The 24,615-nt window shown below is 65.2% G+C and carries 17 protein-coding genes and 2 pseudogenes; 4 read left to right on the top strand and 15 right to left on the bottom strand.

Going from position 1 to position 24,615, the window contains the following annotated elements:
- Window positions 1-32: 32 nt before the first annotated feature.
- From U741_RS0116060 to U741_RS0116050, 4 genes are all read right to left on the bottom strand, one after another.
- Window positions 33-1,265: a hypothetical protein gene (locus U741_RS0116060; RefSeq protein WP_029891463.1), complete on the bottom strand. Its 1,233-nt coding sequence runs from the start codon at window positions 1,263-1,265 to the stop codon at window positions 33-35.
- A 133-nt stretch (window positions 1,266-1,398) separates the two neighbouring features.
- Window positions 1,399-1,740, bottom strand: coding sequence for a hypothetical protein (locus tag U741_RS0116055; protein WP_152551648.1), 342 nt, complete (start codon window positions 1,738-1,740; stop codon window positions 1,399-1,401).
- Window positions 1,730-1,909, bottom strand: a complete 180-nt coding sequence (locus U741_RS19335; RefSeq protein ID WP_152551647.1) for a hypothetical protein — start codon at window positions 1,907-1,909, stop codon at window positions 1,730-1,732. The genes U741_RS0116055 and U741_RS19335 overlap by 11 nt, the downstream gene beginning before the upstream one ends.
- Before the next feature lie 148 nt (window positions 1,910-2,057).
- Window positions 2,058-3,209: a DcaP family trimeric outer membrane transporter gene (locus tag U741_RS0116050; protein ID WP_029891461.1), complete on the bottom strand. Its 1,152-nt coding sequence runs from the start codon at window positions 3,207-3,209 to the stop codon at window positions 2,058-2,060.
- A gap of 169 nt (window positions 3,210-3,378) precedes the next feature.
- On the opposite strand from U741_RS0116050, the gene acs reads away from it, so the two are divergent.
- Together acs and U741_RS0116040 are read left to right on the top strand one after the other, a co-directional pair.
- Window positions 3,379-5,328 carry an acetate--CoA ligase gene (acs, locus tag U741_RS0116045; protein WP_029891460.1) on the top strand — a complete coding sequence of 650 codons (1,950 nt, stop codon included), beginning with the start codon at window positions 3,379-3,381 and terminating at the stop codon, window positions 5,326-5,328.
- A gap of 15 nt (window positions 5,329-5,343) precedes the next feature.
- Window positions 5,344-6,036: a LuxR C-terminal-related transcriptional regulator gene (locus U741_RS0116040; protein WP_052378914.1), complete on the top strand. Its 693-nt coding sequence runs from the start codon at window positions 5,344-5,346 to the stop codon at window positions 6,034-6,036.
- Here the strand turns inward: U741_RS0116040 and U741_RS0116035 are convergent.
- On the bottom strand, window positions 5,948-9,373 hold the full coding sequence (locus tag U741_RS0116035; protein WP_084154955.1) for a PAS domain-containing hybrid sensor histidine kinase/response regulator: 3,426 nt from the start codon (window positions 9,371-9,373) through the stop codon (window positions 5,948-5,950). The genes U741_RS0116040 and U741_RS0116035 overlap by 89 nt on opposite strands.
- Before the next feature lie 203 nt (window positions 9,374-9,576).
- Between U741_RS0116035 and U741_RS0116030 the strand changes: the two genes are divergently transcribed.
- Together U741_RS0116030 and U741_RS0116025 are read left to right on the top strand one after the other, a co-directional pair.
- Window positions 9,577-10,470, top strand: a complete 894-nt coding sequence (locus U741_RS0116030; RefSeq protein WP_029891457.1) for a metal-dependent hydrolase — start codon at window positions 9,577-9,579, stop codon at window positions 10,468-10,470.
- A gap of 40 nt (window positions 10,471-10,510) precedes the next feature.
- Window positions 10,511-10,936: a hypothetical protein gene (locus U741_RS0116025; RefSeq protein ID WP_200872746.1), complete on the top strand. Its 426-nt coding sequence runs from the start codon at window positions 10,511-10,513 to the stop codon at window positions 10,934-10,936.
- 86 nt (window positions 10,937-11,022) lie between these two features.
- Here U741_RS0116025 and U741_RS0116020 read toward each other — a convergent pair whose 3' ends face one another.
- From U741_RS0116020 to U741_RS0115980, 10 genes and pseudogenes are all read right to left on the bottom strand, one after another.
- Window positions 11,023-12,057 carry a CmpA/NrtA family ABC transporter substrate-binding protein gene (locus U741_RS0116020; protein WP_084154953.1) on the bottom strand — a complete coding sequence of 345 codons (1,035 nt, stop codon included), beginning with the start codon at window positions 12,055-12,057 and terminating at the stop codon, window positions 11,023-11,025.
- Window positions 12,057-12,626, bottom strand: a complete 570-nt coding sequence (locus U741_RS0116015) for an ANTAR domain-containing response regulator (protein WP_029891454.1) — start codon at window positions 12,624-12,626, stop codon at window positions 12,057-12,059. The genes U741_RS0116020 and U741_RS0116015 overlap by 1 nt, the downstream gene beginning before the upstream one ends.
- A gap of 86 nt (window positions 12,627-12,712) precedes the next feature.
- Window positions 12,713-15,367 carry a nitrate reductase gene (locus tag U741_RS0116010; RefSeq protein ID WP_052378911.1) on the bottom strand — a complete coding sequence of 885 codons (2,655 nt, stop codon included), beginning with the start codon at window positions 15,365-15,367 and terminating at the stop codon, window positions 12,713-12,715.
- Window positions 15,364-16,560, bottom strand: coding sequence for an NAD(P)/FAD-dependent oxidoreductase (locus tag U741_RS0116005; protein ID WP_052378910.1), 1,197 nt, complete (start codon window positions 16,558-16,560; stop codon window positions 15,364-15,366). Before U741_RS0116005 ends, U741_RS0116010 begins: the two co-directional genes overlap by 4 nt.
- A gap of 850 nt (window positions 16,561-17,410) precedes the next feature.
- Entirely contained in the window at window positions 17,411-17,764 is a 354-nt protein-coding gene (gene nirD / locus U741_RS0116000) for a nitrite reductase small subunit NirD (protein WP_029891451.1), read from the bottom strand.
- Window positions 17,764-19,380 (bottom strand): annotated as a pseudogene (nirB, locus tag U741_RS20105) (nitrite reductase large subunit NirB); the annotation flags it as partial. The gene nirD and the pseudogene nirB, both read right to left, overlap by 1 nt.
- Window positions 19,381-19,668: 288 nt before the next feature.
- Window positions 19,669-20,577, bottom strand: a pseudogene (locus U741_RS20100) (FAD-dependent oxidoreductase); the annotation flags it as partial.
- A gap of 189 nt (window positions 20,578-20,766) precedes the next feature.
- Window positions 20,767-21,624 (bottom strand): ABC transporter ATP-binding protein, encoded by an 858-nt coding sequence (locus tag U741_RS0115990; RefSeq protein ID WP_052378909.1) that lies wholly within the window; start codon window positions 21,622-21,624, stop codon window positions 20,767-20,769.
- Between the two features lie 226 nt (window positions 21,625-21,850).
- The gene (locus U741_RS0115985; protein ID WP_029891448.1) at window positions 21,851-22,855 is read right to left on the bottom strand and encodes an ABC transporter permease; all 1,005 of its coding nucleotides are present in this window, start codon (window positions 22,853-22,855) and stop codon (window positions 21,851-21,853) included.
- The gene (locus tag U741_RS0115980; RefSeq protein WP_200872744.1) at window positions 22,852-24,267 is read right to left on the bottom strand and encodes a CmpA/NrtA family ABC transporter substrate-binding protein; all 1,416 of its coding nucleotides are present in this window, start codon (window positions 24,265-24,267) and stop codon (window positions 22,852-22,854) included. The genes U741_RS0115985 and U741_RS0115980 overlap by 4 nt, the downstream gene beginning before the upstream one ends.
- Window positions 24,268-24,615 lie beyond the last annotated feature (348 nt).

Genomic DNA, 24,615 nt, shown 5'->3' with positions numbered 1-24,615 from the left:
CCGGCGGGCCTTTTTCGTGAACCGCCCTCGGGTCAGAACGGCCAGTGAACCTGCACGTTGCCGCCACCGAACGCGGCGCGGTGCAGGCGCAGCGTGGGGTTAAGCGTCAACACGCCGCCGCGCGCCTCATCCAGCACATAGCGGAACGGCAGCGCCAGTTTGCCGTGGAGGTCGTTGTCATCCCGCTGTGGAACATCGCCGTCACCCACGGCCAGCATCTGGTCCTGGATCGCCCGGGCGCGACCGGCATACACGGTGGGCTCGACGGTCCAGCGCTCGCTGAGCCGCTGGCGAATGCCGGCGAATCCCAAGAGTTCGTCACGCGACTCCAACCCCGACGTGCCGCGTGCATCGCCAAACCAGCCCCGTTCGCGCAGGCGCAAATGATGGACGCCGCAAACCGGGCGCAGCCGCGCCTGACGGTGCTCGAACATCAGACGCAGGCTTTGCATCCGCCGCTGAAAGGTGTCTGCCTCGGGGGCCACACGGTCTGAAAAGGCGAACTCGCGATTGGCGTTGTCCACTTCAACCCGCGCCGTCGGGCGCAGCCCGGCGACAACCGGCATGTCCACCTGCAGCATCGCGCGGACTTGGTCGCCCCGGGCCTCGACGCCCAGAACCTGGTCATTGAACTGCGACGGCGGCGAGTAGGTCAGGGCGCTTTCCAGCGCCCAGCCCTCAGGGTCGCCAAACCGGGCGTGCGCGAAAAAACTGTTCGGGCTTTTCGTATATTCGCCGTCGGCACCCTCCTTGTCGTTGAAGAACGCGTCGGGTTGAATCAGCGCCAGCCTGACCCGTGACTGCGGGTCGGGTTGCCACTGCAGTTCGTATTGCACGTCGATTTCGGCCTTGTCGCCGCGCACGTCCCCGGCAATGGCCAGTCGCCAGTCCCCCAGATGGTGCCCGTAGCCGACAATCTGCCGGTCAAAGCGACCGTCGAAATCCTCGCTGCGCTGCATACGAATGAACGCAACGTGGCGTCCGTCGTCCGAAACCAGGCGCTTGTGCAGAAACATGTCGACGTAGAACTCGTCGCTGCGCGTGCTGCCCACCGTGCCGCTGAGACCGTCCTCATCGGAGTAAGGCGTCCGTGACAACTGGCCGAAGCTGAGGCGGTGCAAGAACGACTCAGTGTTGTAGTCGAAGCGGCGACCCTCAACCAGCGCTTCGCGTCGCACCGGGTTGGGCTCGGTCCAAATGTCGGCGGTTGCTGGAACTGATGACCACCCCAACGCCATGCCCCACAGTAGGCGGATCGGCTTCATGGGCAATTGCTCCCGCTCAAAGCTGAGCCTTCAGGCTACCCCTCTTGAGCGCGCGGCTGCCGGCTCTAAGTCCGGATCGACCGCCGAGGTGAGATCAAATGCCGGTTGCCGCTTGACCGGTCATGGCGGAGGCTCAGACCGGCGGACCTGCCATCCAACCGGTCACCAAGGCCGCAATCAGATAAGTGGCCGGTGACCACCAGAGATCACCACCGACCACCGCAGCGGATCGCCGTTGGGCCAAGGCCGCCGCGCCGTGGATGACTGCGGCGCCGGCCGCATGCAGGCCCCATATCTGCAGGGCCCATTGCGGATGGCTGCCCGAGAGCCACAGCATTAATGCTGCGGCATTGGCCAGAACGCAGGCCCCGGCGCAGTCGAACAGGATGTCGCCGTCGTCATGCCGCCAGCGGGTGAGGCTCCACAACAGCGTGGCGCACACCATCTGCAGGCTTGCGCAAATGTCAGCGACCACGGCGCGTGTCGTCGGCCGTTGCGGCGCCGGGTGCGCGCGGCCGGGCCGATGAGTCGCGTGCAGGTGCCGCACTCGACGTCTCGGTCCGTCTACCGCCGTCAGCAGCGGGCAGCATCAAACCGTAGCGCCGTCGCAACATGTCGCGAGTCTTGAGTCCGAATGTGGCCATGGCGATCTGTCTCCTGAAGGGGGCGAAAGCCAAACTCTATCAATAATAAGAATCATTATCATTAAATAATTGTGAGGTTCGTCCCTGGCTGGCGTGCCGCCCAAAAAAAACCCCGCCGGAGCGGGGGAGGTTTCCGGCCATGCCGGCGTCAGAAGCTGTATTTCACCGAGAACTGAAAGCGCGTCAGATCACCTTCGTCGCCGTTTTCGACTTCACGTTCCGCGTAGCGCAGTTCGCCCCCCACGGTCAGCGGCGGCACCGGTGAATACAGGAGGTTCACGGATGCGCTCTGTACCGACTTGGTGACGCCGGTGCCGGTGAGGGCGGTGTCGTGGTCAGCGCTGAAGGCCGACAGTGCCAGGGTGCTGCGCCATTTTTCAGTCCAGACCTGACGGTAGGCGATGAAGCCATTGATGACCTCGATGGCTTCAAGGTCACCGTTGGCCGCAATCTGCGCGTCGTTGACGGTGTTGAGGGCAAGGTAACGACCCGCGCCGTCACCCTGGCTGATGGTGAAACGAATGTCGTTTTTACCCAGCGGAATCTTCCCGGCGACGCTCACCGCATAGCCGGTTTCAGCGCCATTGCCATCGGTTTTCAGCTGGCGGGCCAATGCGGCAACCGACATTTGGGCGCTGCCCACCGAGAATCGGTAACGGGCATGAAGATCGGGCAGGGTGTTTTCATCTTCTGAGATGCGCGCCCCCATGCCGTCGGTAACCGTGGTTTGCGGGTTTTCCAGTGAAAGGTCGAGCCCGCCGGTGGTGTAACGCAGCAAGGCCTGGCGCATGAAGGGCGTGCCATCTGACGGCCAGGCGACGAAGTCCAGCGTTTCGGGCAGCGCCACCAGGTTTTGAAAGGTGGACCAGTCCTGCCCGGCCAGGAAGCCGCCGAAGGTCACGAAGGCGCGCCGCAGGCCGGGGTTGTAGGCGTTGGTGATGCGCTCGTCGGCGCCAGGGGTGCCCTGATTGACGATGAAGTCGGCCTCGATGTAACTGCCCACCTTGTAGCCGTTGAAGTCGGTGTTGGTGGCGAAGATCAGTCGGGTTTCCTTGGCGTGGGCGTCGAAACGGCTGCTGCTTTGAGCGTTACCCACCGGGATCAGACCCGGTACATAGAAATCACGGCCCAGGTCTGCATTCGAGCCGGGATCATTCTGCGAATAAATGAAGTCGAGCTTGACGAAGCCCCCGAGCGTGACCTCGGTGTTGCCAATCGTGGTTTTGAAGGCCTGCGCCGGGGATGCGGCGAGGGCCATGAATGCGGCCGCCCCAACTGCGATTGCGTGTTTTTTAATCATGGGTGACTCCTCCTTGGTGCAATAACAGCGTCGACAGTGCGCCCCCTGTCACAAAGCCGCCATTAGCCATTGGTCGATATCCGAAGACGACCAAGGTCGGATGGCACCGGCACCGGCTTCAACGTATAAACGTGCGCAAACGTCTTATGAAACGAACAGGAGAATCCGCATGAGCGAATCGGTTTACCCGGTCAAACCCGCCTGGTTGCAGGGCGCAAAAATTGACGACGCCGGTTATCAGGCGCTGTACCAAGCCTCCATTGACAACCCCGAAGCCTTCTGGGCCGAGCAGGGCAAGCGACTCGATTGGATCAAGCCCTATAGCCAGGTGAAAGATGTCAGTTACGCCGCCGAAGACCTGCACATCCGCTGGTTCCATGACGGCACGCTCAACGTGGCGGCCAACTGTCTGGATCGCCACCTCGCCAGCCGGGGTGATCAGGTCGCCATCATCTGGGAAGGTGACAACCCTGCCGAGGATGCGCGCATCACCTATCGGCAACTGCACGGCATGGTCGGCAAGCTGGCCAACGCGCTGAAGGCGCAGGGCGTGGTCAAGGGTGATGTCGTCACCCTGTACATGCCGATGATTCCCGAAGCGGCGGTGGCGATGCTGGCCTGCGCGCGCATCGGCGCGGTGCACTCCATCGTCTTTGGCGGCTTCTCGCCGGATGCGCTGGCGGGGCGCATCGAAGGCTGCGAATCGAAGTACGTCATCACCGCTGACGAAGGTTTGCGCGGCGGCAAGGTCGTGCCACTCAAGGTCAATGTCGACAAGGCGCTGGAAAAGCCCGGCGCGGCCAGCGTCAAGAAAGTGGTGGTGGTCAAGCGAACCGGCGCCGATGTGGCGTGGACCGAAGGTCGCGACGTTTGGTATGAGGCCATCACCGCCGAGGCCTCCAGCGACTGCCCGGCTGAAGAGATGAACGCCGAAGACCCGCTGTTCATCCTTTACACCTCGGGCTCCACCGGCAAACCCAAGGGCGTGCTGCACACCACGGGCGGCTATCTGCTCTATGCGAGCCTGACCCACGAATACGTCTTCGATTACCGCGATGGCGAGGTGTACTGGTGTACCGCCGACGTCGGCTGGGTCACCGGCCACAGCTACATTGTTTACGGGCCGCTGGCCAACGGCGCCACCACGCTGATGTTCGAAGGCGTGCCCAACTACCCCGACGTGAGCCGCTTCTGGCAGGTTTGCGACAAGCATCAGGTCAACATTTTCTACACCGCGCCGACCGCCATCCGCGCCCTGATGCGCGAAGGCGAAGGCCCGGTCAAGAAGACCTCACGGTCGAGCCTGCGGGTGCTGGGCAGCGTCGGTGAGCCGATCAATCCCGAAGCCTGGTCGTGGTACTACAAGGTGGTGGGCGACGAACGCTGCCCGATTGTTGACACCTGGTGGCAGACCGAAACCGGCGGCATTCTCATCTCGCCGCTGCCGGGTGCCACCGACCTGAAACCCGGCTCGGCGACGCGGCCCTTATTCGGTATCAAACCCGCGCTGGTGGACGCCGAAGGCAAGCCGCTTGAAGGCGCGGCCGATGGCAATCTGGTGATTCTCGACTCGTGGCCGGGGCAGATGCGCACCGTTTATGGTGATCACAAACGGTTCATCGAGACCTACTTTTCGACCTATCCGGGCACCTATTTCACCGGCGACGGCGCGCGTCGCGATGCCGACGGCTATTACTGGATCACCGGTCGCGTCGATGACGTGATCAACGTTTCGGGCCACCGCATGGGCACCGCCGAGGTTGAATCGGCACTGGTCGCCCACGCCAAGGTCGCCGAGGCGGCGGTGGTCGGCTACCCCCACGACGTCAAGGGGCAGGGCATCTATGCCTACGTCAATCTCAACGCCGGCGAGGAAGGCTCCGAAGCGCTCGAAAAAGAGCTCAAGCAATGGGTGCGGAACGAGATCGGTCCCATTGCCCAGCCCGACGTGCTGCACATTGCGCCGGGCCTGCCGAAAACCCGGTCCGGCAAGATCATGCGCCGCATCCTGCGCAAGATCGCCGAGGGTGAATATGCCGCGCTGGGCGACACCTCAACCCTGGCCGACCCCGGTGTGGTTGACACCCTGGTGGCCGAGGCCAAGGCCCGCAAGGGCTGAGCCGAGGCCGCACACGTGCCCACCCAACTGATCATCGCCGACGATCACCCGCTGTTCCGGGCGGCGCTGCACCAGACGGTGCAGCGGCTGTTTCCGGACGCCCGGGTGATCGAAGCCGAAGACATGGCCAGCCTCGAGCGTGCGGTGGGCCTGCACCCCGAGGCCGATCTGGTATTGCTGGATCTGCACATGCCCGGCGCGCACGGGTTCTCGTCGCTGCTGTTTCTGCGCAACCAGTCGCCGGGCACCGCGGTGATGGTGGTGTCCGGCGTCGAGGGGCAATCGGTGATCCGCCGCGCGATGGATTTTGGCGCGGCCGGGTTCATTCCCAAGTCGGCGCCGCTGGACACCATTGGCGAGGCCATTCGCACCGTGCTTGATGGCGGCCTGTGGTTCAGTCAAGACGTCGAGTCCATGCCCAGCGCGCCCGATGATGTCGACCTGGTCAGCAAACTCGCCAGCCTGACGCCCCAGCAGCAACGCGTGCTGATGATGATTGCCGACGGTCTGCTCAACAAACAGATCGCTTTTACGCTGGCCATCTCGGAGGCCACGGTCAAGGCCCATGTCACCGCGATACTGCGCAAACTGGGCTTGTACAGCCGCACCCAGGCGGCGGTTATCGTTGAACGTCTTCAGGCGCATGCGCCGCAGCTTGCGGCGTCACCCGTTGCTGTTGCAGCAACGCCCTCAGCGCCGCCGGCTTGACCGGCTTGGCGAGAAACGCCAGCCCTAACTGACGCGCCCGCTCGCGGACCTCTGGCGTGGCATCGCCGGTGATCAGAATGCCCGGCACTGCCAGCCCCCAGACTCGGCGCAGGCGGATCAGCGCCTTGATGCCGTTCTCACCGTGGTCGAGTTGGTAGTCGATCAACGCGGCGTCGGGCGGTGCGTCGAGGGTCTGGGCCCGTGCCTCGGCCTCGTTGAGCGCCGGCAACGGTAGACAGCCCCAGCGGCGCAACAGCCCGGCGGTCGCCTGCAGCGTGTCGGCATCGTTGTCGAGCACCAACAGCCGCAGTCCTTCAAGGCGCTGTGGCGCTGGCCGCGTGGGCAGGGTCGACGGCGGTGTCGTTGCGGCGTCGGTGGTGGCGACCGTCACGCTGAACACCGAGCCGCGCCCGATCTGCGACCGCAACCGCATCGGGTGCCGCAGCAGTCGGGCCATGCGCTCACTGATCGCCAGCCCCAGGCCCAACCCCTGTTCGCCGCCGTGACTGTCGGCGGTCTCGAAGCGCCTGAACTCCTCGAAGATCGCGCGTTGCCGCTCCTGCGGAATGCCCGGCCCGGTGTCGTGCACTTCGATCCGCACCGCGTCGCCGACCCGCCGGCAGCCGAGCACCACGCGGCCGTGGCGGGTGTAACGCACCGCATTGGCCAGCAGGTTCTGGACGATGCGCCGCAACAGCACCGGGTCGGAGTCAATCCACAGGCGGCAGGGGCGCACGTGAAAACCCAGCCCGCGCGCCTCGGCCATGGCGGTGAACTCTGAGCCCAGCGCATCGAACAGGTCCTGCACCGCGAAGGCCTTGCGGTTGACCGGCTGTGCGCCGGCGTCGAGGCGTGAGTATTCCGACAAGCCGCCCAGCAAGGACTCCATCGCCCCCAGCGAGCGCAGCAGGTTGCGAACGCCCTGTTGCACCTGCGGCTCGCGGCTGTCTTCCAGCGCGTGGGCGAATAGCCGCGCGGCATTCAGCGGCTGCGCCAGATCGTGCGTGGTGGCGGCCAGAAAGCGGCTCTTGGAGCGGCTGGCTTGTTCGGCGTCGGCGCGCGCCTGCTGGGCGCGCTGCTCGGTTTCGGCCAGCGCCTGAGTGCGCGAGGTGACGCGGGCCTCCAACTCTTCGTTGACCGACTGCAACATCGCCTCGGCGCGCTTGTAGTCGGTGACATCGGAAAAGGTCGAGACGAAGCCGCCGCCGGGCATCGGGTTGCCGGTGATCTCGACCACCTCGCCGCCCGGCATTGCCCGCTCGTGCCGGTAGGCCGTGCCCGCCTGCAGGTGACCGACGCGTTTACTGACCAGGTCTTCGATGTCGGCGCTGTCGAGCAGGCCGCGCTCGACATTGAAGCGAATCAGCTCGCTGACCGGCGTGCCGACCCGCATCAGTTCATCGGGGTAGTCGAACAGCCGCTGGTAGGCGGCGTTCCAGGCGATCAGCCGTAGCTCGGCATCGATGACGCTGACGCCCTGCGCCATGTGGTCGAGGGTGGAGTGCAGCAATTCGCGATTGAAGCGCACCGCGCGTGAGGTCTGCTCGATGATTTCGGCAACATCACCGCCGGCGGGCCGCAGTGCCCGGTCGATCATCGTGCGTGCCGAAGCACCGCCCAGCGCGCTCGACAAACGGCTCTGGCAGAAGTCGATGAACTCGGCGTCGGCCACCGCCCGCGCTTCCGGCGCCTTACCTTTCAGGGCGGCGTATTCGTTGGTGAAGGCTTGCGTGCGGTCGGCACCGAAAAAGCGCTCCAGCAACACCAGCAGATCGATGACGCGCGCGCCGGAGCCACGACGGTCATCCGGGGTTTGCCGTGTGCCCAGCAGCCGCGCGCTCTGCACCTGTTCGCTGAGCGATGGCGAACTGGCAATCGAGATCGCCGCCAGCAGCGCAATGTGGACGCCAAGACTCAGCGCTGCGCCTTGGATGACGTAATGCTGCGGATCGGCAAAGCTGATCAGGTCGGGAAACAGCGATGGCAGCAGCACGCTCATGGCCCAAGCGGCCATGCCGCCGGCCAGCCCCCCAGTGGCCCCGGCGCGGTTGGCCCGCGGCCACAGCACGCCGGCGATGACCGGCGGCGCCAGGTGCGCGATGGCGCTGAAGCTGATCAGGCCAATCACCGCCAGCGGCAGTTGCGTGTACAGCGTTCGATCGATCAGCCAGGCGGCAAACAGCAGGCCGGCGATGGTGATGCGCCGCACCCGGCGCAGCAGCGCACCAAGGTCATTCGAGGCCCGTTGGTAGCCGCGGCCGCGCAGCATCAGCGGCAGAATGACTTCGTTGCTGAGCATGGTCGCCAGCGCCACCGCCGAGACGATGACCATGCCGGTGGCGGCTGAAAAACCGCCCAGAAATGCCAGCATCGCCAGGCCGCTTTGCCCTTGCGTCAGCGGCAGCGCCAGCACGTGACGATCAGCCGCGCCGCCGCCGACATACAGCGCCCCGGCGGCGGCGAGCGGCAGCACCATGAGCGCAAAAATGCCCAGATACATCGGGAACACCCAGCGCGCGGTACGCAGCTCCTGCGGTCCGATGTTTTCCACCACCATGAGGTGAAACTGTCGTGGCAGGACAATGACGGCTGCGCCGGCCAGCGCGGTCTGCATCCAGAACGGCACCGTCAACAATTGTTCGGGTGCGAGCTGCGGCATGGTGCGCACCGCGTCGATGCTGGGGGCGATGCCGCCGAGCAGGATCATGGCAAAGACCCCTACGGCGACGAAGGCCAGCAGCTTCACCAATGATTCGAACGCCACGGCCAGCACCATGCCCTGGTGGCTTTCGGTACTGGCGATGTGCCGCGTGCCGAACAACATGGCGAACACCGCCAGCAGCACGGTGACGATGGTTACGGTCTGGATGTCTTCGATCATCACGCCGCTGTCGATGGTCAGCACGTCGAAACCCAAGGACACGCCGCGCAACTGAAGGGCCAGGTACGGCACGCCGGCCAACAGCGCGACACCGGTCGCCGCCACCGCCAGGGTGGCGCTGTTGCCGTAGCGGGCGCCGATGAAATCGGCCACCGAGGTCAGGCGCCCCGACTTGCACAACGCGATCAGCCGCTGCAAAAACGGGGCGCCGAACACAAACACCAGAATCGGGCCGAGATAGATCGGCAGATAGCTCCAGCCGTCGTCGGCGACGCGCCCCACCGCACCGTAAAACGTCCAGGCGGTGCAGTACACGGCCAGCGCCAGGGCATAAGTCCATGGCCTCGGCTGAAGTTGCGGCTTGCGCAGTGCGCGACGGTCGGCGGTCCAGGCCACGGCGAAGAGCAGCGCCATGTAGGCACTGGCAACGCTGAGTAGCTGCCAAGACGTGAACATCGGTTTCTCCCGCTGGCCAGCGCGACGCCGCTGTGGCCCCACCGGGTCTGCGCCCGCTTCGTTCGAGCGTCGAATGTAGAGCACCCCGCAGCAGACCGGAAGCCGGGGTGACAACCGGCGCGCTACATAACGCCATTAATCAATGGCAGTGTTACGCATATCTGTGTCATTATTCAGCTTTGGTCCGCAACCGGAGCGCCCCCATGTCTCGATTCCTACCGCCGCTGGTGCCGCGCAAAGTGGCTTTCGACTGGTCGGATACGCCGCTGGAATGGATTCCCGGACAGCCGTTCGCCAGCCACTTCATCAACGAGATCAACCTGCTGCTGCCGGCTGGGGAATTCTGGTTTTGCCGTGTCTTCAACCAGGCGCTGCCGTTGATTACCGACGACGCCCTGCGCAGCGAGGTCAAGGCCTTCATGCGGCAGGAGTCGATGCACGCGCGGGCGCACGCCGGCGCAACCGAGTCCTACCTGCATGCGCACGGCATCGAGACCGAAAGCAACACGCGCCTTGAAGACCAGTTGTTCGAAAAGCTGCTGGGCGATCAGCCGATGGGCTTCACGCTCAAGGGGCGGCCGGCGCGCCAATGGCTGGTGTTCCGGGTTGGCATCATCGCCGCCATCGAGCACATGACCTGTGTGCTGGGTAATTACATCATCCGTAATCGTCAATGGGATGAAGCGGGTGCCGACCCGACGCTGCTCGACCTGCTGCGCTGGCACGGGGCTGAAGAGGTCGAGCACCGCTGCGTGGCGTTTGACCTCTATCGGCATCTGGGTGGCGGCTACCCGTCGCGCTACTACCTTGCCAGTATCGTCATGCCGATTATCTTTGGACTCTGGGTGCACGGCGCCGCGCACCTGATGAAGCAAGATCCGCGCTTTGCCGACAAAAAGCCCAGCGTGTTCCGGCCTTGGATGTGGGGGCAATGGTTCAAACATGCGCGCGATGGCTGGCTGCCGTCACCGCTGTGGCTGATCACCAAGGAGCTGTCGTTTTTCGACCCCTGGTACAACCCCGAAAACGAAGGCTCGACCGAAGAGGCACTGGCCTACTTGAACCGGTCGCCCGCCGCGCTGGCCGCTGCTGCCTGAACCCCGCTTATCATGGCGCCTCGTTCTTGATTTGAATGCCATGAAAGCCTTTCTGCCGTGGGTCAAAGTGTTCTTGATGGGGTATGTCGCCACGCTGCTGGCGCATCAGGGTCTGTATGCGCTGCTGCACGCGCTAGCGATCGTGCCCAACCCCGCCTACAACCTCGCGCCGGTGCCGCCGCTCGGCATCCCCTCGGTGGTGTCGCTGGCCTTTTTCGGCGGACTTTGGGCATTGCCGATGTGGGCGCTACTCCGCACGCGCAGTCGTCAACAGCAGTTCATCGGCGCGGCGCTGTTCGGCGCGGTGCTGCCCACGGTCGTGGCGTTGCTGGTGGTGTTTCCGCTGAAGGGCTTGCCGGTGGCGCCCCTGACCTGGGTCATTGGCGCGCTGCTCAACGGGGCCTGGGGCTTGGGCGTCGCGGTGCTGATGTGGCTGTTCGACACCGCGCCAGCCGAGACCCCTTGATGGCTCGCTGATCGCGCTGTAGTGATCGGCTGGACAGTGACTCGGCGGTTGCTGGCTCGCGCCCGGTCCCATCCCCGTGCATCAATCTAGGGCGTGCAATACGCCAGGGCCTGCTGATGCAGGTCGGCGCGGTAACACCGGCTCAGGACGGTGGACGGCGACACCGGCACGCCGCCCCAGTCCTGCAACTGGTCTTCAAGCCACGCCATGTCGTCGGCGCGGGGCGCCCCGAGATCGTCACTGGAGAAGCGGCAGCCCGGATTAAGCGGCCCGTCGCGGTCTTCGGTGAGCGCCGCCTGCAGGATCTCGGGCGACACGTCCAGATAGGCGCCCGCCGCAAGGATGCGTGCGGCCTCTGTGCGATGGCCGTCGCGTTCCAGCCACTGGCCGGCTTCGATGAGTGCGGCAATCAGATGAAGGTGGGCTTGCGGATGGCGCTCGGCCCACTCACTGCGCACGCCCAGCACTTTTTCGACGCAGTCGGGCCGTACCCGGCACGTAGCGAGCAGGTTGCGGCCCACGCCCGCCGCTTCGGCCGCCATGCCCCAGGGCGCGCCGGCGCAAAAGCCGTCGATTTGTCCGGTGCGCAGACAATGCACCAGCAGCGGCGGCGGAATACTCGTCAACTGCAGATCGCGGTCGGCATCGATACCGGCGTTGCCCAGCCACTCTCGCAGCAAAAAGTGATGCGACGAATGCGGATAGACGTGCGCCAGCACCCGAGGCCGCCGCCCTTCGGCGCGGTCCTGGGCCAGCAGTGCGTGCAGCGCCTGTCCCTTGGCGGTGGCATCGGGTCCGGCGCTGGCCAGCGCCGCGTGCAGGGCGTTGGAGACGGTGATCATGTTGCCGTTGCGGCTCAGCGTCAGCGCCGAGACCAGCGGCACGCCGAAGCCGTCGAGCCCCAGTTGCGCCGCCAGCGGCATCGGCGCCAGCACCTGCGCGGCATCGAGCAGGCCGGCGGCCAGTTTGTCGCGGATGCCGGCCCACGAACCTTCCACTGAAAGGATCACGTCGAGACCGTGCCGCGCAAAGAAGCCACGTTCGCGTGCCACCACGACCGGTGCGCAGTCCACCAGTGGCACAAGGCCCATCCGCAGACGGCTTGTTTCAGGTTCGTGCATCAGAGCAGCTCCGCGGCGGAAATCAGGGCGCGCGCGGCATCACCGAGGCGCAGGTTACGGCTCATGGCCATGCGCCTGAGCAAGGCATAGGCGGCGGCTTCATCCAGGCCGCGACGCTGCATCAGCAGGCCCTTGGCCTTATCGACGTCGCGGCGGTCGGCCAACTTCAGGCGGGTGTCATCCAGCTCTTGCTGCAGCGCGCGAAACTCGGCGAAACGGGCAATCGCCACGTCCATCACCGACTGGATACGGTTGGTGGCCAGGCCGTCAACCACGTAGGCGCTCACACCGGCGTGGATGGCGCGGCGAATGGTGTCGTTGTCGGAATGTGCGGCAAACATCACCACCGGGCAGGGCTGATCCCGTTTGACCTGCACCAGCGATTCCAGGGTGTCGCGGCTGGGCGCGTCGACGTCAATCAGCACGATGTCGGGCTTGTGCAGTTGCACCGCTGCGACCAGCGGGTCCCGGGTGCTGACGTGGCCGGCCACGACATGCCCGGCCGCCGTCAGGGCGTCTTCGAGCAGGGCCAACCGTTCGGGATGGTCGTCGACCAGCATTACGCGCATGCCGGACTCCGCAGTGAAATGAGGGTCATACAAGCGTGGAGCAAAATCCGTGCCCTTGATTGGTGCGACTGACGGTGCGACGCCTCTCAGCGGAGCAGGGCGGAGATCTCGGGCACGCACGAACCACAGTTGGTGCCGGCTTTGAGGTGCTGCCCCACGGCTGCAGCAGTGGTCAGTTGGTGGGCCCGGATGGCCTCGATGATGCAGTTGCGACCGACTCCGAAGCAGGCACAGACCGCCGGGCCCTGATCGACGCCGGGGTCGGCCGGCCGGCCGGCGAGCAGCGCGGTGCGATCGTGGCGTTCAAGGCGGTCCAGCGCGAACAGGCCGGCCAGCCACTGGCGCGACGGCAGCGTTGGGGTTGGCGCGACAAACACCACCGCCTCCAGCCGCTCGTCGATCACCGCCGCGCCCTGATAGCGCTGCCGGGCCGGGTCGCTGGCCTCAATCCACTCGCCGTCCAATCCCGGTGCGAAGCGTCGCAGCCAGGGGGTCATGTCGGTCAGCGGCCGGTCGCCGGCGAATTCCAGCCGGGTATGGAAAGCGCCCTGTATACGGCTCCACCACGCCAGCGCTGGCAGCGTTTCGGGCGGGTGGCGCATCAGTGCGAAGCCGTACCAGCGCGCGGCAAACGGCGTCACCGTGACCGGCGTGTGCTTGAACTCCGGCTCGCCCGACAACGGATCCACCACCGGGTTGACCACCGCGCCGATGCGCGCCGCCGAAGCGTGGGTGCTGCCCCAGTGGATCGGCGCGAACACGTCGCCCCGGGTTTGCGCAGTGCTGACCTGCACGCGTAACACCGCCGTGCCCCACAGCGAGGTCACCCGCGCCAGCGCACCATCCTGCAGCCGGTGACGGGCCGCATCGGCGGGATGCACCGCTAGCTGCGGCTGGTCAATGTGCGCCGACAGCCGCGCCGAGCGCGCGGTGCGCGTCATGGTGTGCCACTGGTCGCGCAGCCGGCCGGTGTTGAGTCGCAGTGGATACGCCGCACTCACCGCGTTGCCGGGTGCGCGCACCGGGGTCGGCACCAGGGTCATTTGCGGCAGGACGAAATCGGGCGCTCCCGGTGCGGGCGGCACGCCGGTCACCGGCCAGCGCTGCGGCCCCATGGCGTCGTAACCGGCGTTGCCAAGGCCGGTCAGCCCGCCCAAATGCAGCACGCGCGGAATGTCGGTCACCGACGCGCCGGTGCTGCCCGGCAGCGGATTGCGGCAGGCGGTGAGTCGCGCGTGTTCATCGAAAATCGCCGCCGCATTGTCGAAGTTGAAACCGTCGGCAAAGCCCATGCGCTGGGCGAGCTGGCAAATGATCCACCAGTCGGCTTTGGCCTCGCCGGGTGTCGGCAAAAACGCGCGCTGGCGGGTGATGCAGCGTTCGGTGTTGGTCACCGTGCCGTCTTTTTCACCCCAGCCCAACGCCGGCAGCAGCACCGTGGCGCAGGCGTTGGTATCCGTGTCGCGGATCACATCGCTGACCACGACCATCTCGCACTTTTTCAGCGCACGGCGCACCTTGTCGGCGTCCGGCATGCTGACGACCGGGTTGGTCGCCATGATCCACACCGCCTTGACCCGCCCGGCGTCGATGGCATCGAACAGTTCGACAGCTTTCAGGCCCGGCCGCTCGGCGATGGTGGGGCTGGCCCAGAAGTCCTGCACCAGCGTGCGGTGCGCGGGGTCGGCAAGGTCAAGATGGGCAGCCAGTTGGTTGGCCAGCCCGCCCACTTCGCGCCCGCCCATGGCGTTGGGCTGGCCGGTGATCGAAAACGGCCCTGTGCCCGGCGTGCCGATGCGCCCGGTCAGCAGGTGGCAGTTGATGATGGCATTGACCTTGTCGGTGCCCGCTGATGACTGATTGACGCCCTGCGAAAACGCCGTGACCACCTTGGGTGTGGCGGCGAACAGGGCGTAAAAGCCGCGCAGCAGCGCGGGGTCCAGACCGCAGCGCCGTGCGACCGCGTCGGGATCGGACTGCGCTGCGCTGGCACTCAAGGCTTCGCCCAGCCCGGTGGTCCGCGCCGCGACAAAGCTGCGGTCGGTGCGGCCGTGGGCGGCGAGGTATTGCAGAAGTCCGTTGAACAGCCACACATCGGTGCCAGGCGTGAGCTGCAGGTGCAGGTCGGCGTCTTCGCAGGTGGCGGTACGGCGCGGGTCGATCACCACCACCTGCATGCCCGGTCGGGCGGCGCGGGCGGCCATCAGCCGCTGATAGAGAATGGGATGACACCACGCGGTATTCGAGCCGACCAGCACCACCAGGTCGGCCGTTTCCAGGTCGTCGTAGGTGCAGGGCACCAGGTCTTCACCGAACGCCCGCTTGTGGCCGGCCACCGCGCTGCTCATGCACAGTCGCGAATTGGTGTCGATGTTGGCGCTGCCGAGATAGCCCTTCATCAGCTTGTTGGCGACGTAATAGTCCTCGGTCAGCAACTGCCCCGAAACGTAAAACGCGACCGCGTCGGGACCATGCCGGTCGATGACCTGGCGAAAGCCGGCGGCGACGTGATTCAGCGCATGCGCCCAGCTCTGCCGCTGACCGTTGATTTCGGGGTGCAGCAGGCGGCCGTGCAAGCCCAGGGTTTCGCCCAGCGCTGCGCCTTTGACGCAGAGCTTGCCGCGGTTGGCCGGATGATCGGGATCACCCAGCACCGCCGCACTGCCGTCGGCGTTGGGCCGTGCCAGCACCCCGCAGCCGACGCCGCAGTAGGGGCAAGTGGTCTGGACCGCGTCGCTCATGCCGCCTGGCAGTAAGGCTGACCGAACAGCAGCGAGTCGCGAATGGCGCTGATGTCGGCGCCTGCCTGCAACTGCTCGAAATACCAGGGGCCGGCGGCAATGTCGCCGATCATCACCACCGATACGATGCGCCGGTCACGGATCAGCAGACGTCGGTAATGGCCCAGCGGTGGATCGCGATAGACCAGCGCCTCATCACCGGGGGCCGGTGTCACCGGGCCGGCAGAAAACACGTCGATGCCGCTGACCTTGAGGCGCGTCGCGACCGGGGTCAGCCGGTAGCGCCGGTGGCCCCATTCCGCCAGATGCGCGGCACAGACCTCTGCCTGCTGCCATGCCGGCGCCACCAGACCGACGGTCTGGCTGCGGTGCTCGGCGCATTCGCCAATGGCGTAAATGCGTGGGTCGAACGTCTGCATCGTGTCGTCGACGCGCACCCCCCGGCCGCATTGCAGACCGGCGGCGCGCGCCAGCGAGATCTCGGGGCGAATGCCCACCGCCATGACCACCAGGTCGGCCGGCAGTCGGCGGCCATCGGCCAGGACCACCGCCTGCACCAGCGTTTCACCTTGCAGCGCGGCGGTGTCGGCATTCAGTTGCACATCAATGCCGCGTGCCTGCAGCCGTTTGAGCAGGACCACCGCGCCGCCGGCGTCGAGCTGTTGGTTGAGCAGTGCGTCGCCACGGTGCAGCAGAGTGACCGCCATGCCGCGTTGGCGCAGGCCGTCGGCCGCCTCGATGCCGAGCAGCCCGCCGCCAATCACCACGGCACGCCCCCCCCCGGCGGCGCACGCCAGCATGGCATCGATGTCGTCCAGGTCGCGAAACCCCATGACGCCGGTTAAATCGGCGCCCGGCAGCGGCAGCCGCACCGGCTGCGAACCGGTGGCCAGCAGCAGGCGCTCGTACCCGACGACGCGACCGCTGCGGCTATGGACTTCACGGCGCACGCGGTCAATGCGCGTTACTGGGTCGTCGAGGTGCACCATGATGCCGGGCTGGGCGGCAAGCCGGATCGCCCCGGCGGCCTTTTCGCCCGACAGCACCGGCGACAGCAGAATGCGGTTGTAGGCCGCGTGCGGCTCTGCGCCGAACACCGTAACGGCGTAGTGATCTGGCGCGTAGGTTTGCAGGCGCTCAAGCGCGCGATGCGCGGCCATGCCGTTGCCGATGACGACCAGGCGGGGCTTCATGGAGGGCACTTCGCCGCAAGCGCGGTTTTGTTTTCCAGGCGCTGTCCTCGCGGGGGTTTCAAGGAGCCTGGGCGCTCGTTTTGAGGGTGCCCTTTTCGCCCTGTGGGGCGCCTTACTTTTCTTTGCTCGTGCAAAGAAAAGTAAGCAAAAGAAAGCACGCCCCTCGTTACGGTCCCGCTGCGCGGGCACGCGCTGGTGCTCGCGTGCTTGGGGTCGCCGCAACACGACATCCTGTCGTGACTGCGGCTCAGCCGGACGTCCCTGTCCGGCTGCCCCATTGCGCGCGCTGCGCCCACCGCTCCGTCTCGAAGGGGACCCGAAAAGCACGTGCGCGACGAAATTTGCAGCCGCCTTTGACTTTGGGCCCCGTCTGAAGGTGCCGAGCCTGTCGCTGCGCGCAGGGGTAAGCGGGCCGTGGATGGCCCGCTTAGGGCCGTGCGACAGGACGTCGCATCGGCCCGACCCCGAGCACAGCGGCAGGCTCGGGAACCGGCGCAGCCGGCACCTGAAGTGGGGTGCCCTTTCTTTTGGCGGCTACTCCACGGTGCCGCGCAGCGTGGGTGCGGGATTAGCCGCGCATGCCACCGCAATCGCAGAGGCCGCCTCACGCCGCCATGCCCCCGATCCCGCACCGTCGTGCTTTCGCACGCACCGTGTCGCGGTGGCCTTTTCTTTGGGCAAGCAAAGAAAAGTGACTCGCCCCGCAAGGCGAAAGGCAAGCTTGCAGAACGAGCGTCAAAGCCACTTGAAACGCCCATGCGCATCACCAGAACCCTGGATGCCGGATCAAGTCCGGCATGACGAGGTTGTACGAGGTTCAGCGCCTCAGTGCTGAGCCCCTCTTCGCCGATCACGACACCACCACACAAACCCGCCCCTCAACCACAAAGGCCTCATGGGCGCGGACCGATTGCGTCTCGTCCTCCAGGCACAGGCCGGTCTGCAGGTCGAAATGCTGCTTGTAGATGGGCGAGGCGACGCAGACCCGTCCGGCCAGACTGCACACCAGGCCGCGCGACAGCACGTTGGCGCCACTGAACGGGTCACGGTTGTCGATGGCGTGAACCTGCTCGCCATCGCCGATGCGGAATACCGCCACCTGTTGGCCGCCGGCGAGCACGCAGACGCCGGTGTCGGGGAGAATCTCGTCCAGCGCGCAGACCTCGGTCCACGTGGGCACTTCGGCTTTCTGGGGGGCGCCCATCAGGCCACCTCCGTGACGACCGGGATGTTCGCCAGCGCAGTTTTTTCGTCGTCGCGCGCCGGGCGTATCTGGCCGCGTTCGTTGACGAACTGCACGTTGCTGTCGGCCGCCTCGCTGTTGACGAAGTGCTTGAAACGCTTGCGCACTTCGGGGTCTTCGACGGCGATCTTCCATTCGCAGGCGTAGGTGCCGACCACGCTGGCCATTTCGCTTTCGAGCTCGTCGGCGATGCCGAGCGAATCGTTGAGCACCACGTCCTTGAGGTAATCGAGCCCGCCTTCGAGGTTGTCGCGCCAGACGCTGGTGCGTTGCAGCCGGTCGGCGGTGCGCACGTAGAACATCAGGAAGCGGTCGATAAAGCGGATCAGCGATTCATCGTCGAGATCGCCCACCAGCAGCTCGGCGTGGCGCGGCTTCATGCCGCCGTTGCCGCAGACATACAGATTCCAGCCGTTTTCGGTGGCGATGACGCCCACGTCCTTGCTCTGTGCTTCGGCACATTCGCGGGTGCAACCCGACACGGCGAACTTGAGTTTGTGCGGCGAGCGCAGGCCCTTGTAGCGGTTCTCCAGATCGATCGCCATCTTGGCGCTGTCCTGCACGCCATAACGGCACCAGGTGCTGCCGACGCAGGACTTAACCGTGCGCAGCGACTTGCCATACGCGTGGCCAGACTCGAAGCCGGCGGCGATGAGTTCTTCCCAGATCAGCGGCAGTTCGTGCACCTGGGCGCCGAACAGGTCGATGCGCTGACCGCCGGTGATCTTGGTGTACAGGTTGTACTTCTTGGCCACGCTGCCGATGGCCAGCAGCTTGTCGGGGGTGATCTCGCCGCCGGGCACGCGTGGCACGACGGAATAGGTGCCGTTTTTCTGGATGTTGGCGAGGTAGTAGTCGTTGGTGTCCTGCAGCTTGGCGTGCGGCTTTTTCAGCACGAACTCGTTCCAGCAGGAGGCCAGAATGCTGGCGGCGACCGGTTTACAGATGTCGCAGCCGTGGCCGCTGCCGTGACGGGTGATGAGTGCGTCAAACGTCTTGATCTGACCGACGCGCACCAGGTGATAAAGCTCCTGACGCGAGTAGGGAAAGTGCTCGCACAAATGGTTGTTGACGGCCACGCCCTGGCGTTTGAGCTCTGCCTTGAGCACCTGCGTCACCAGCGGCAGGCAGCCGCCGCAAGAGGTGCCCGCTTTGGTGCAGGTTTTCAGTGCGCCGACACTGGTCGCGCCGTCAATTACCGCCGTGCAGATGTCGCCCTTGCTGACGTTGTTGCAGGAACAGATCTGCGCGCTGTCGGGCAGGGCATCGACGCCAATGCCCGCTTTGGGCGCACCGTCGCTCGCGGGCAGAATCAGCGCTTCCGGCGCAGCGGGCAGGGCGATGCCATTGAGCATGACCTGCAGCAAGGTGCCGAACTCGGCGGCATCGCCGACCAGTACGCCGCCGAGCAGGGTTTTGCCTTCACCGCAGGTGACGAGCTTTTTGTAAACGCCCTTGCGCTCATCCACGTAGACGGTGCACAGACTGCCCGGCGTGATGCCGTGGGCGTCGCCGAGGCTGGCCACATCCACGCCCATGAGCTTGAGCTTGGTACTCATGTCGGCGCCCCGGAAAAGGACCGCCGCCGACGGCGGCGCAACTGCCCCTCTCCCCCCTGCGGGAGAGGGGGGGACCATCGGCGGAGCCGATGGTGGGGAGAGGGCCGCGCGGTCTGAATTACGATGACTGCTGGCAATGGCCACGATTTGACTCCCCTCTCCCGCAAGCGGGAGAGGGGCTGGGGGAGAGGGCTGCGCCGCAGGCGCGGTTTGGCTGCCACGACCACCGCCCCCCTCTCCCTGGCCCTCTCCCCCCGCTGGCGGGGGGAGAGGGGACTCCATTTCCAGGCCGCTCTGTAGGCGATCCACCAACTGCGCAGCCGCCACCCGCGCCATGTCGTAGCCGGGCGCCACCAGACCGTAAATACGCCCGCCGTGCAGGGCACATTCGCCGATGGCGAGGATGTTCGCGTCGCTGGTGGTGCAGGCGTCATCAATGAGGATGCCGCCGCGTTCGCCCATGGTGAGGCCGGCCAAACGCCCCAGTTCGTCACGGGGCCGGATGCCGGCCGAGAATACGACCATGTCGGTGTCGAGGTGGCTGTCGTCGGCGAACACCATGCGGTGCGTGCCGGTGTCGCCGTCGATGATCTCTGTGGTGTTTTTCTGGGTGTGAACGGTCACGCCCAGTGATTCGATCTTTTTGCGCAGCACGCGGCCGCCGCCGTCATCGACCTGCACCGCCATCAGCCGCGGTGCGAATTCGACCACATGGGTTTGCAGGCCCATGTCGTGCAGCGCCTTGGCGCATTCCAGGCCCAGCAGACCGCCGCCGACCACCACGCCGGTCTTCGAGCGGGCGCCGCATTCCTGCATGGCCAGCAGGTCTTCGATGGTCCGATAGACGAAACAATCTTTGCGGTCTTTGCCCGGCAGCGGCGGCACGAACGGGAAGGAGCCGGTGGCGAGCACCAGCCGGTCATAGGGCAGCACGGCGCCGCTGGCGGTGGTGACGGTCTGCGCGTCGCGGTCGATGGCCACGGCGCGGTCGTTCAGATGCAGTTGGTAGCCCGACTCGGCGAAGAAGTCCGGCGGCACCAGCGACAGTTCCTCGGCGGTGGTGCCGCTGAAAAAGGCTGACAGATGCACGCGGTCATAGGCCGGGCGTGGCTCTTCGCAGAGCACGGTCACATCGAACTGGCCGGAGGCCCGGGCGTGCAGTTCTTCGAGCAGTTTCTGGCCGACCATGCCGTGGCCGATGAGGACGAGCTTCATGGGCGGACTCCGGCGAGAAAAGCGTTCAACGCAAAGGCGCGAAGATCAAAAGAAATGACGCAAAGGAAAAGCGGGGAGAAGCCCTGAAGGGGCATGCCCAGAGTGCTTCTCGCTTCATCTCTAAACGTTTCTCTTTGCGTCCTTGTTTTTGCCCTTTGCGCCTTTGCGTTAAGAGCCGTTACGGTTGCCTTACCCATTCACCACCTTCTTTGCCAGCACCCGCAGCATCGGCTTCTTCGGTGCTTCGGCTTTTGGCGGGGCATCGTGGCCAGAGTGGCCGTCGTAGAGGAATCGCAGAATCTCGGCGCGGCAGTGGTGGTAGTCAGCGCTTTCGGCCAGCGCCAGGCGTTCACGCGGGCGCGGCAGGTCCACGTTCAGCACCTTGCCGATGGTCGCGCCGGGGCCGACGTTGAGCATCACCACGCGATCGGACAGCAGCACCGCTTCGTCGACGTCGTGGGTGACCATCAGCACCGTGCTGCCAAGGCGGGTCTGGATCTCCATCAGCGAGTCCTGAAGCTGGGCGCGGGTGAGGGCGTCGAGGGCGCCGAAGGGCTCGTCCATCAGCAGAATCTGCGGCTGCATCGACAAGGCCCGGGCAATGCCGACGCGCTGCTTCATGCCGCCCGAGATCTCGTGCGGGCGCTTGTCCATGGCGTGCGCCATGTTCACCAGTTCGAGGTTGTGCTCGATCCAGTCGCGTTGCTCGGCGCGGGTTTTCTTGCCGCCGAACACTTGGCGTACGGCCAGTGCCACGTTGCCGTAGACGGTGAGCCACGGCAGCAGCGAGTGGTTTTGAAACACCATGCCGCGATCTGGCCCCGGCGTACTGACTTCATGGCCGTTGACGATCACGCCGCCTTCGGTGGCCTTGAGCAGGCCGGCGACAATATTCAGCACGGTGGATTTGCCGCAGCCGGAGTGGCCGATCAGCGAAATGAACTCGCCCTTGGCGACCTTGAGGTTGATGTGACTTAGCGCGTTGAACGTTCCCTTGGGCGTCGGGAAATCCATGCACACGTCGGAGAGTTCGAGATGCGGTTTCATGGACGGGCTCCGGCGGGAAAAGCGTTCAACGCAAAGGCGCGAAGGTGAAAAGCAAGGACGCAAAGGAAAAGCGGGAAGAAGACGAGGAAATTAGTAAGCGAAACGTTTTTTGCTTCACCTCTTAAAGTTTTTCTTCGCGTCCTTGCTTTTGCTCTTTGCGCCTTTGCGTTGAAAGCGGTAACGCCTGGATTTCGGACGAGAGGCTGGTTCATGGCGAGCAAGCTCCTCATCGCAGTACCGCGTTTTTGTCCCAGCTCACGTTGCGTTGCAGCCACAACATGGTCCGGTCGAGGGCGAAACCGATCAGGCCGATGGCGATGACCGCGACCATGATCCGGCCCAGCGAGGCCGACGAACCGTTCTGGAATTCATCCCAGACGAATTTGCCGAGGCCGGGGTTTTGGGCGAGCATTTCGGAGGCGATGAGCACCATCCACGCGACGCCCAGCGAGGTGCGCAGGCCGGCGAAAATCATCGGAATGGCGCTGGGCAGCACCACGCGCCAAACATGGCTGAGCGCGTGCAGACGCAGCACGCGAGAGACGCTCACCAGGTCACTGGACACGGTGGAGGCGCCAACGGCCGTGTTGACCAGGGTCGGCCAGATGGAGCACAGCATCACGCACAGCATCGACACCAGATAAGACTTCGACACCGCCGGGTCGTCGCTCACGTAAACCGCGCTCACCACCAGCGTGACGATGGGCAGCCATGCCAATGGCGAGACCGGCTTCAGCAACTGAGTCACCGGGTTGCACATGGCGTACAGCGTCGGCGAAAGACCGATGGCGATGCCCAGGGGAATGGCGATCAGTGAGGCCAGAAAGAAACCACTCATCACCGTGAACAGACTGGTGCCAATCTGATCCACAAAGGTCGCCTTGCCGGGATAGCTGCGAAAGCGCAGCTCGGCCTCGGGGTTGGCCGCCAGCTGCTCGGCGTGGCGCACGTCCTGTCGCGCGTAAAAGGCGTCTGCCTTGTCACGCTCGGCGCGATGCTCGTCCCACAGGTTGCCGGCCTGCTCCCAGACGGCGACCGGACCGGGCAGGGCGCCGAGTGAGGTCTGCACCTGCCGCGCGCCCAGCTCCCAGACCAGCAACATCACCAGCAGGCCCATCACCGGCAAGGCAACGCTCTTGGCCAAGGGCGCCAAGGCTGGCATTTGCAGGGCCGCCAGCCGCTGTCGCAACGCTGAGGCGGTGGCCGAAGAAATCGAAGCGGCGAGGCTCATGGCGTGTCGTCTCCTTTCAGGCCAATGTCGAACTGTTCGAGGTAGGCGTTGGGTTGGCGGCCGTCGTAGCCGTGGCCGTCGATGAAGGTGGTGTGGGTGACCGGGCGAAAGCCGGTCTCGCTGGCAAAGTCGGGAAAGTCGCTGGCCTGCATCACGCCGTCGGCAATCAGCGCCTCGGCCGCCTGCTGATAGATGTCGGCACGGAACACCTTCTTGGCGGTTTCCAGATACCAGCTGTCCGGCTTCGCGTCGGGGATCTGGCCCCAGCGGCGCATTTGCGTGAGGTACCAGACGGCATCAGAGGTGTAAGGGTAGGTGGCGTGATAGCGGAAGAAGACGTTGAAGTCCGGCGCCGGGCGTACATCGCCTTTCTCGTACTCGAAGACGCCGGTCATGCTGTTGGCAATGACCTCGTAGTCGGCGCCGACATAGGTCGAGGCCGAGATGATGCGGGCCGCCTCCTCGCGGTTGGCGTTGTCGTTGGCGTCGAGCCAGTGGCCGGCGCGGATCAATGCCTTGACCATGGCGATATGGGTTTTGGGATTCTTGTCGGCCCACGCCTGGCTAACGCCCAACACCTTCTCGGAGACGTTGTTGCGGATATCGATGTCGGCAATCACCGGCACGCCAATGCCGCGAAACACCGCCTGCTGGTTCCACGGTTCGCCAACGCTGTAACCGAGAATGGTGCCGGCCTCCAAGGTCGCCGGCATTTGCGGCGGTGGCGTGACCGACAGCAGCACGTCGGCCAGCAATTGGCCGGAAACATCCCCCCGCTGTGGTGCGTAAAAGCCGGGGTGAATGCCCGCCGCCGCCAACCAGTAACGCAGCTCGTAGTTGTGCGTCGACACCGGAAATACCATGCCCATCTTGAACGATTCACCCTCGGCCTTGCGCGCCTCGATGACCGGTTTCAGGGCATCGGCACGAATCGGGTGCACCGGCTTACCGTCTTCCATCGGCACGTTCGGTTTCATCTCGTCCCAAACAGTGTTGGCCACGGTGATGGCGTTGCCGTTCAGGTCCATCGCGAAGGCGGTGATGATGTCCGCTTTGGTGCCGAAGCCGATGGTCGCGCCCAGTGGCTGGCCCGACAGCATGTGGGCACCATCGAGTTCGCCCGAAATCACCCGGTCGAGCAGCACTTTCCAGTTGGCCTGCGCTTCCAGCGTGACGAACAGACCTTCGTCTTCGAAGTAGCCTTTTTCGTAGGCAATGGCCAGCGGCACCATGTCGGTGAGCTTGATAAAGCCGAGTTTGATCTCTGACTTTTCCAGCGCCAGCGGCGTGCTTGCGGTGGCGGGTGTGACGGCCTCGGGGGTGGCGGCCTTGTCACCGCAGCCGACCATCGTGGCTGTCAGCAGGGCTGCAGTGGCCAAGCGTCGGGTGATGCGCAAGAAATGGAGCGTCATGTAAATCCTCTGAGCAAAAAAAAGCGTCCATGCACGGAAGAGTCGTGCATGGACGCCGTTGTCCTGGGGGCCTGCGTCGGCAGGGTGTTGCGAGTCAGCGCCGCCGTTGGCCACTGTCGGGTACAGCTAAGCAGGCTTCGTGCCAACCATCATTGGCCTTGATGGGCGGGCGTGTCGACGTGCCTGAAATTGAGGCGCACCTGTTCCAAAACGAGGCACGCTGCCGCATCGGACGAAAAAAGCACCGGATCGGTGCGTCAATGCACCAAAGCGGTTCGCCTTTTGGGCCGGTACGCGTTTGCCATTGCGCCACGGTCTCCAGTCGCGCACGCCCCGGGCGCGCCCGTC

It is taken from the genome of Polycyclovorans algicola TG408, assembly GCF_000711245.1.
GTDB lineage: Bacteria > Pseudomonadota > Gammaproteobacteria > Nevskiales > Nevskiaceae > Polycyclovorans > Polycyclovorans algicola.
This window is presented reverse-complemented; position numbering and strand designations above follow the sequence as displayed.

Coding starts and splice junctions, on each gene's coding strand:
- nirD (WP_029891451.1), bottom strand. CDS start 17,764: ATGGGCGCCCCCCAGAAAGCCGAAGTGCCCACGTGGACCGAGGTCTGC.
- U741_RS19335 (WP_152551647.1), bottom strand. CDS start 1,909: ATGGCCACATTCGGACTCAAGACTCGCGACATGTTGCGACGGCGCTAC.
- U741_RS0116030 (WP_029891457.1), top strand. CDS start 9,577: ATGTCTCGATTCCTACCGCCGCTGGTGCCGCGCAAAGTGGCTTTCGAC.
- U741_RS0116050 (WP_029891461.1), bottom strand. CDS start 3,209: ATGATTAAAAAACACGCAATCGCAGTTGGGGCGGCCGCATTCATGGCC.
- U741_RS0116010 (WP_052378911.1), bottom strand. CDS start 15,367: ATGAGCGACGCGGTCCAGACCACTTGCCCCTACTGCGGCGTCGGCTGC.
- U741_RS0115990 (WP_052378909.1), bottom strand. CDS start 21,624: ATGAAACCGCATCTCGAACTCTCCGACGTGTGCATGGATTTCCCGACG.
- U741_RS0116025 (WP_200872746.1), top strand. CDS start 10,511: ATGAAAGCCTTTCTGCCGTGGGTCAAAGTGTTCTTGATGGGGTATGTC.
- U741_RS0116015 (WP_029891454.1), bottom strand. CDS start 12,626: ATGCGCGTAATGCTGGTCGACGACCATCCCGAACGGTTGGCCCTGCTC.
- U741_RS0116035 (WP_084154955.1), bottom strand. CDS start 9,373: ATGTTCACGTCTTGGCAGCTACTCAGCGTTGCCAGTGCCTACATGGCG.
- U741_RS0116005 (WP_052378910.1), bottom strand. CDS start 16,560: ATGAAGCCCCGCCTGGTCGTCATCGGCAACGGCATGGCCGCGCATCGC.
- U741_RS0116060 (WP_029891463.1), bottom strand. CDS start 1,265: ATGAAGCCGATCCGCCTACTGTGGGGCATGGCGTTGGGGTGGTCATCA.
- U741_RS0115985 (WP_029891448.1), bottom strand. CDS start 22,855: ATGAGCCTCGCCGCTTCGATTTCTTCGGCCACCGCCTCAGCGTTGCGA.
- U741_RS0115980 (WP_200872744.1), bottom strand. CDS start 24,267: ATGACGCTCCATTTCTTGCGCATCACCCGACGCTTGGCCACTGCAGCC.
- U741_RS0116020 (WP_084154953.1), bottom strand. CDS start 12,057: ATGCACGAACCTGAAACAAGCCGTCTGCGGATGGGCCTTGTGCCACTG.
- acs (WP_029891460.1), top strand. CDS start 3,379: ATGAGCGAATCGGTTTACCCGGTCAAACCCGCCTGGTTGCAGGGCGCA.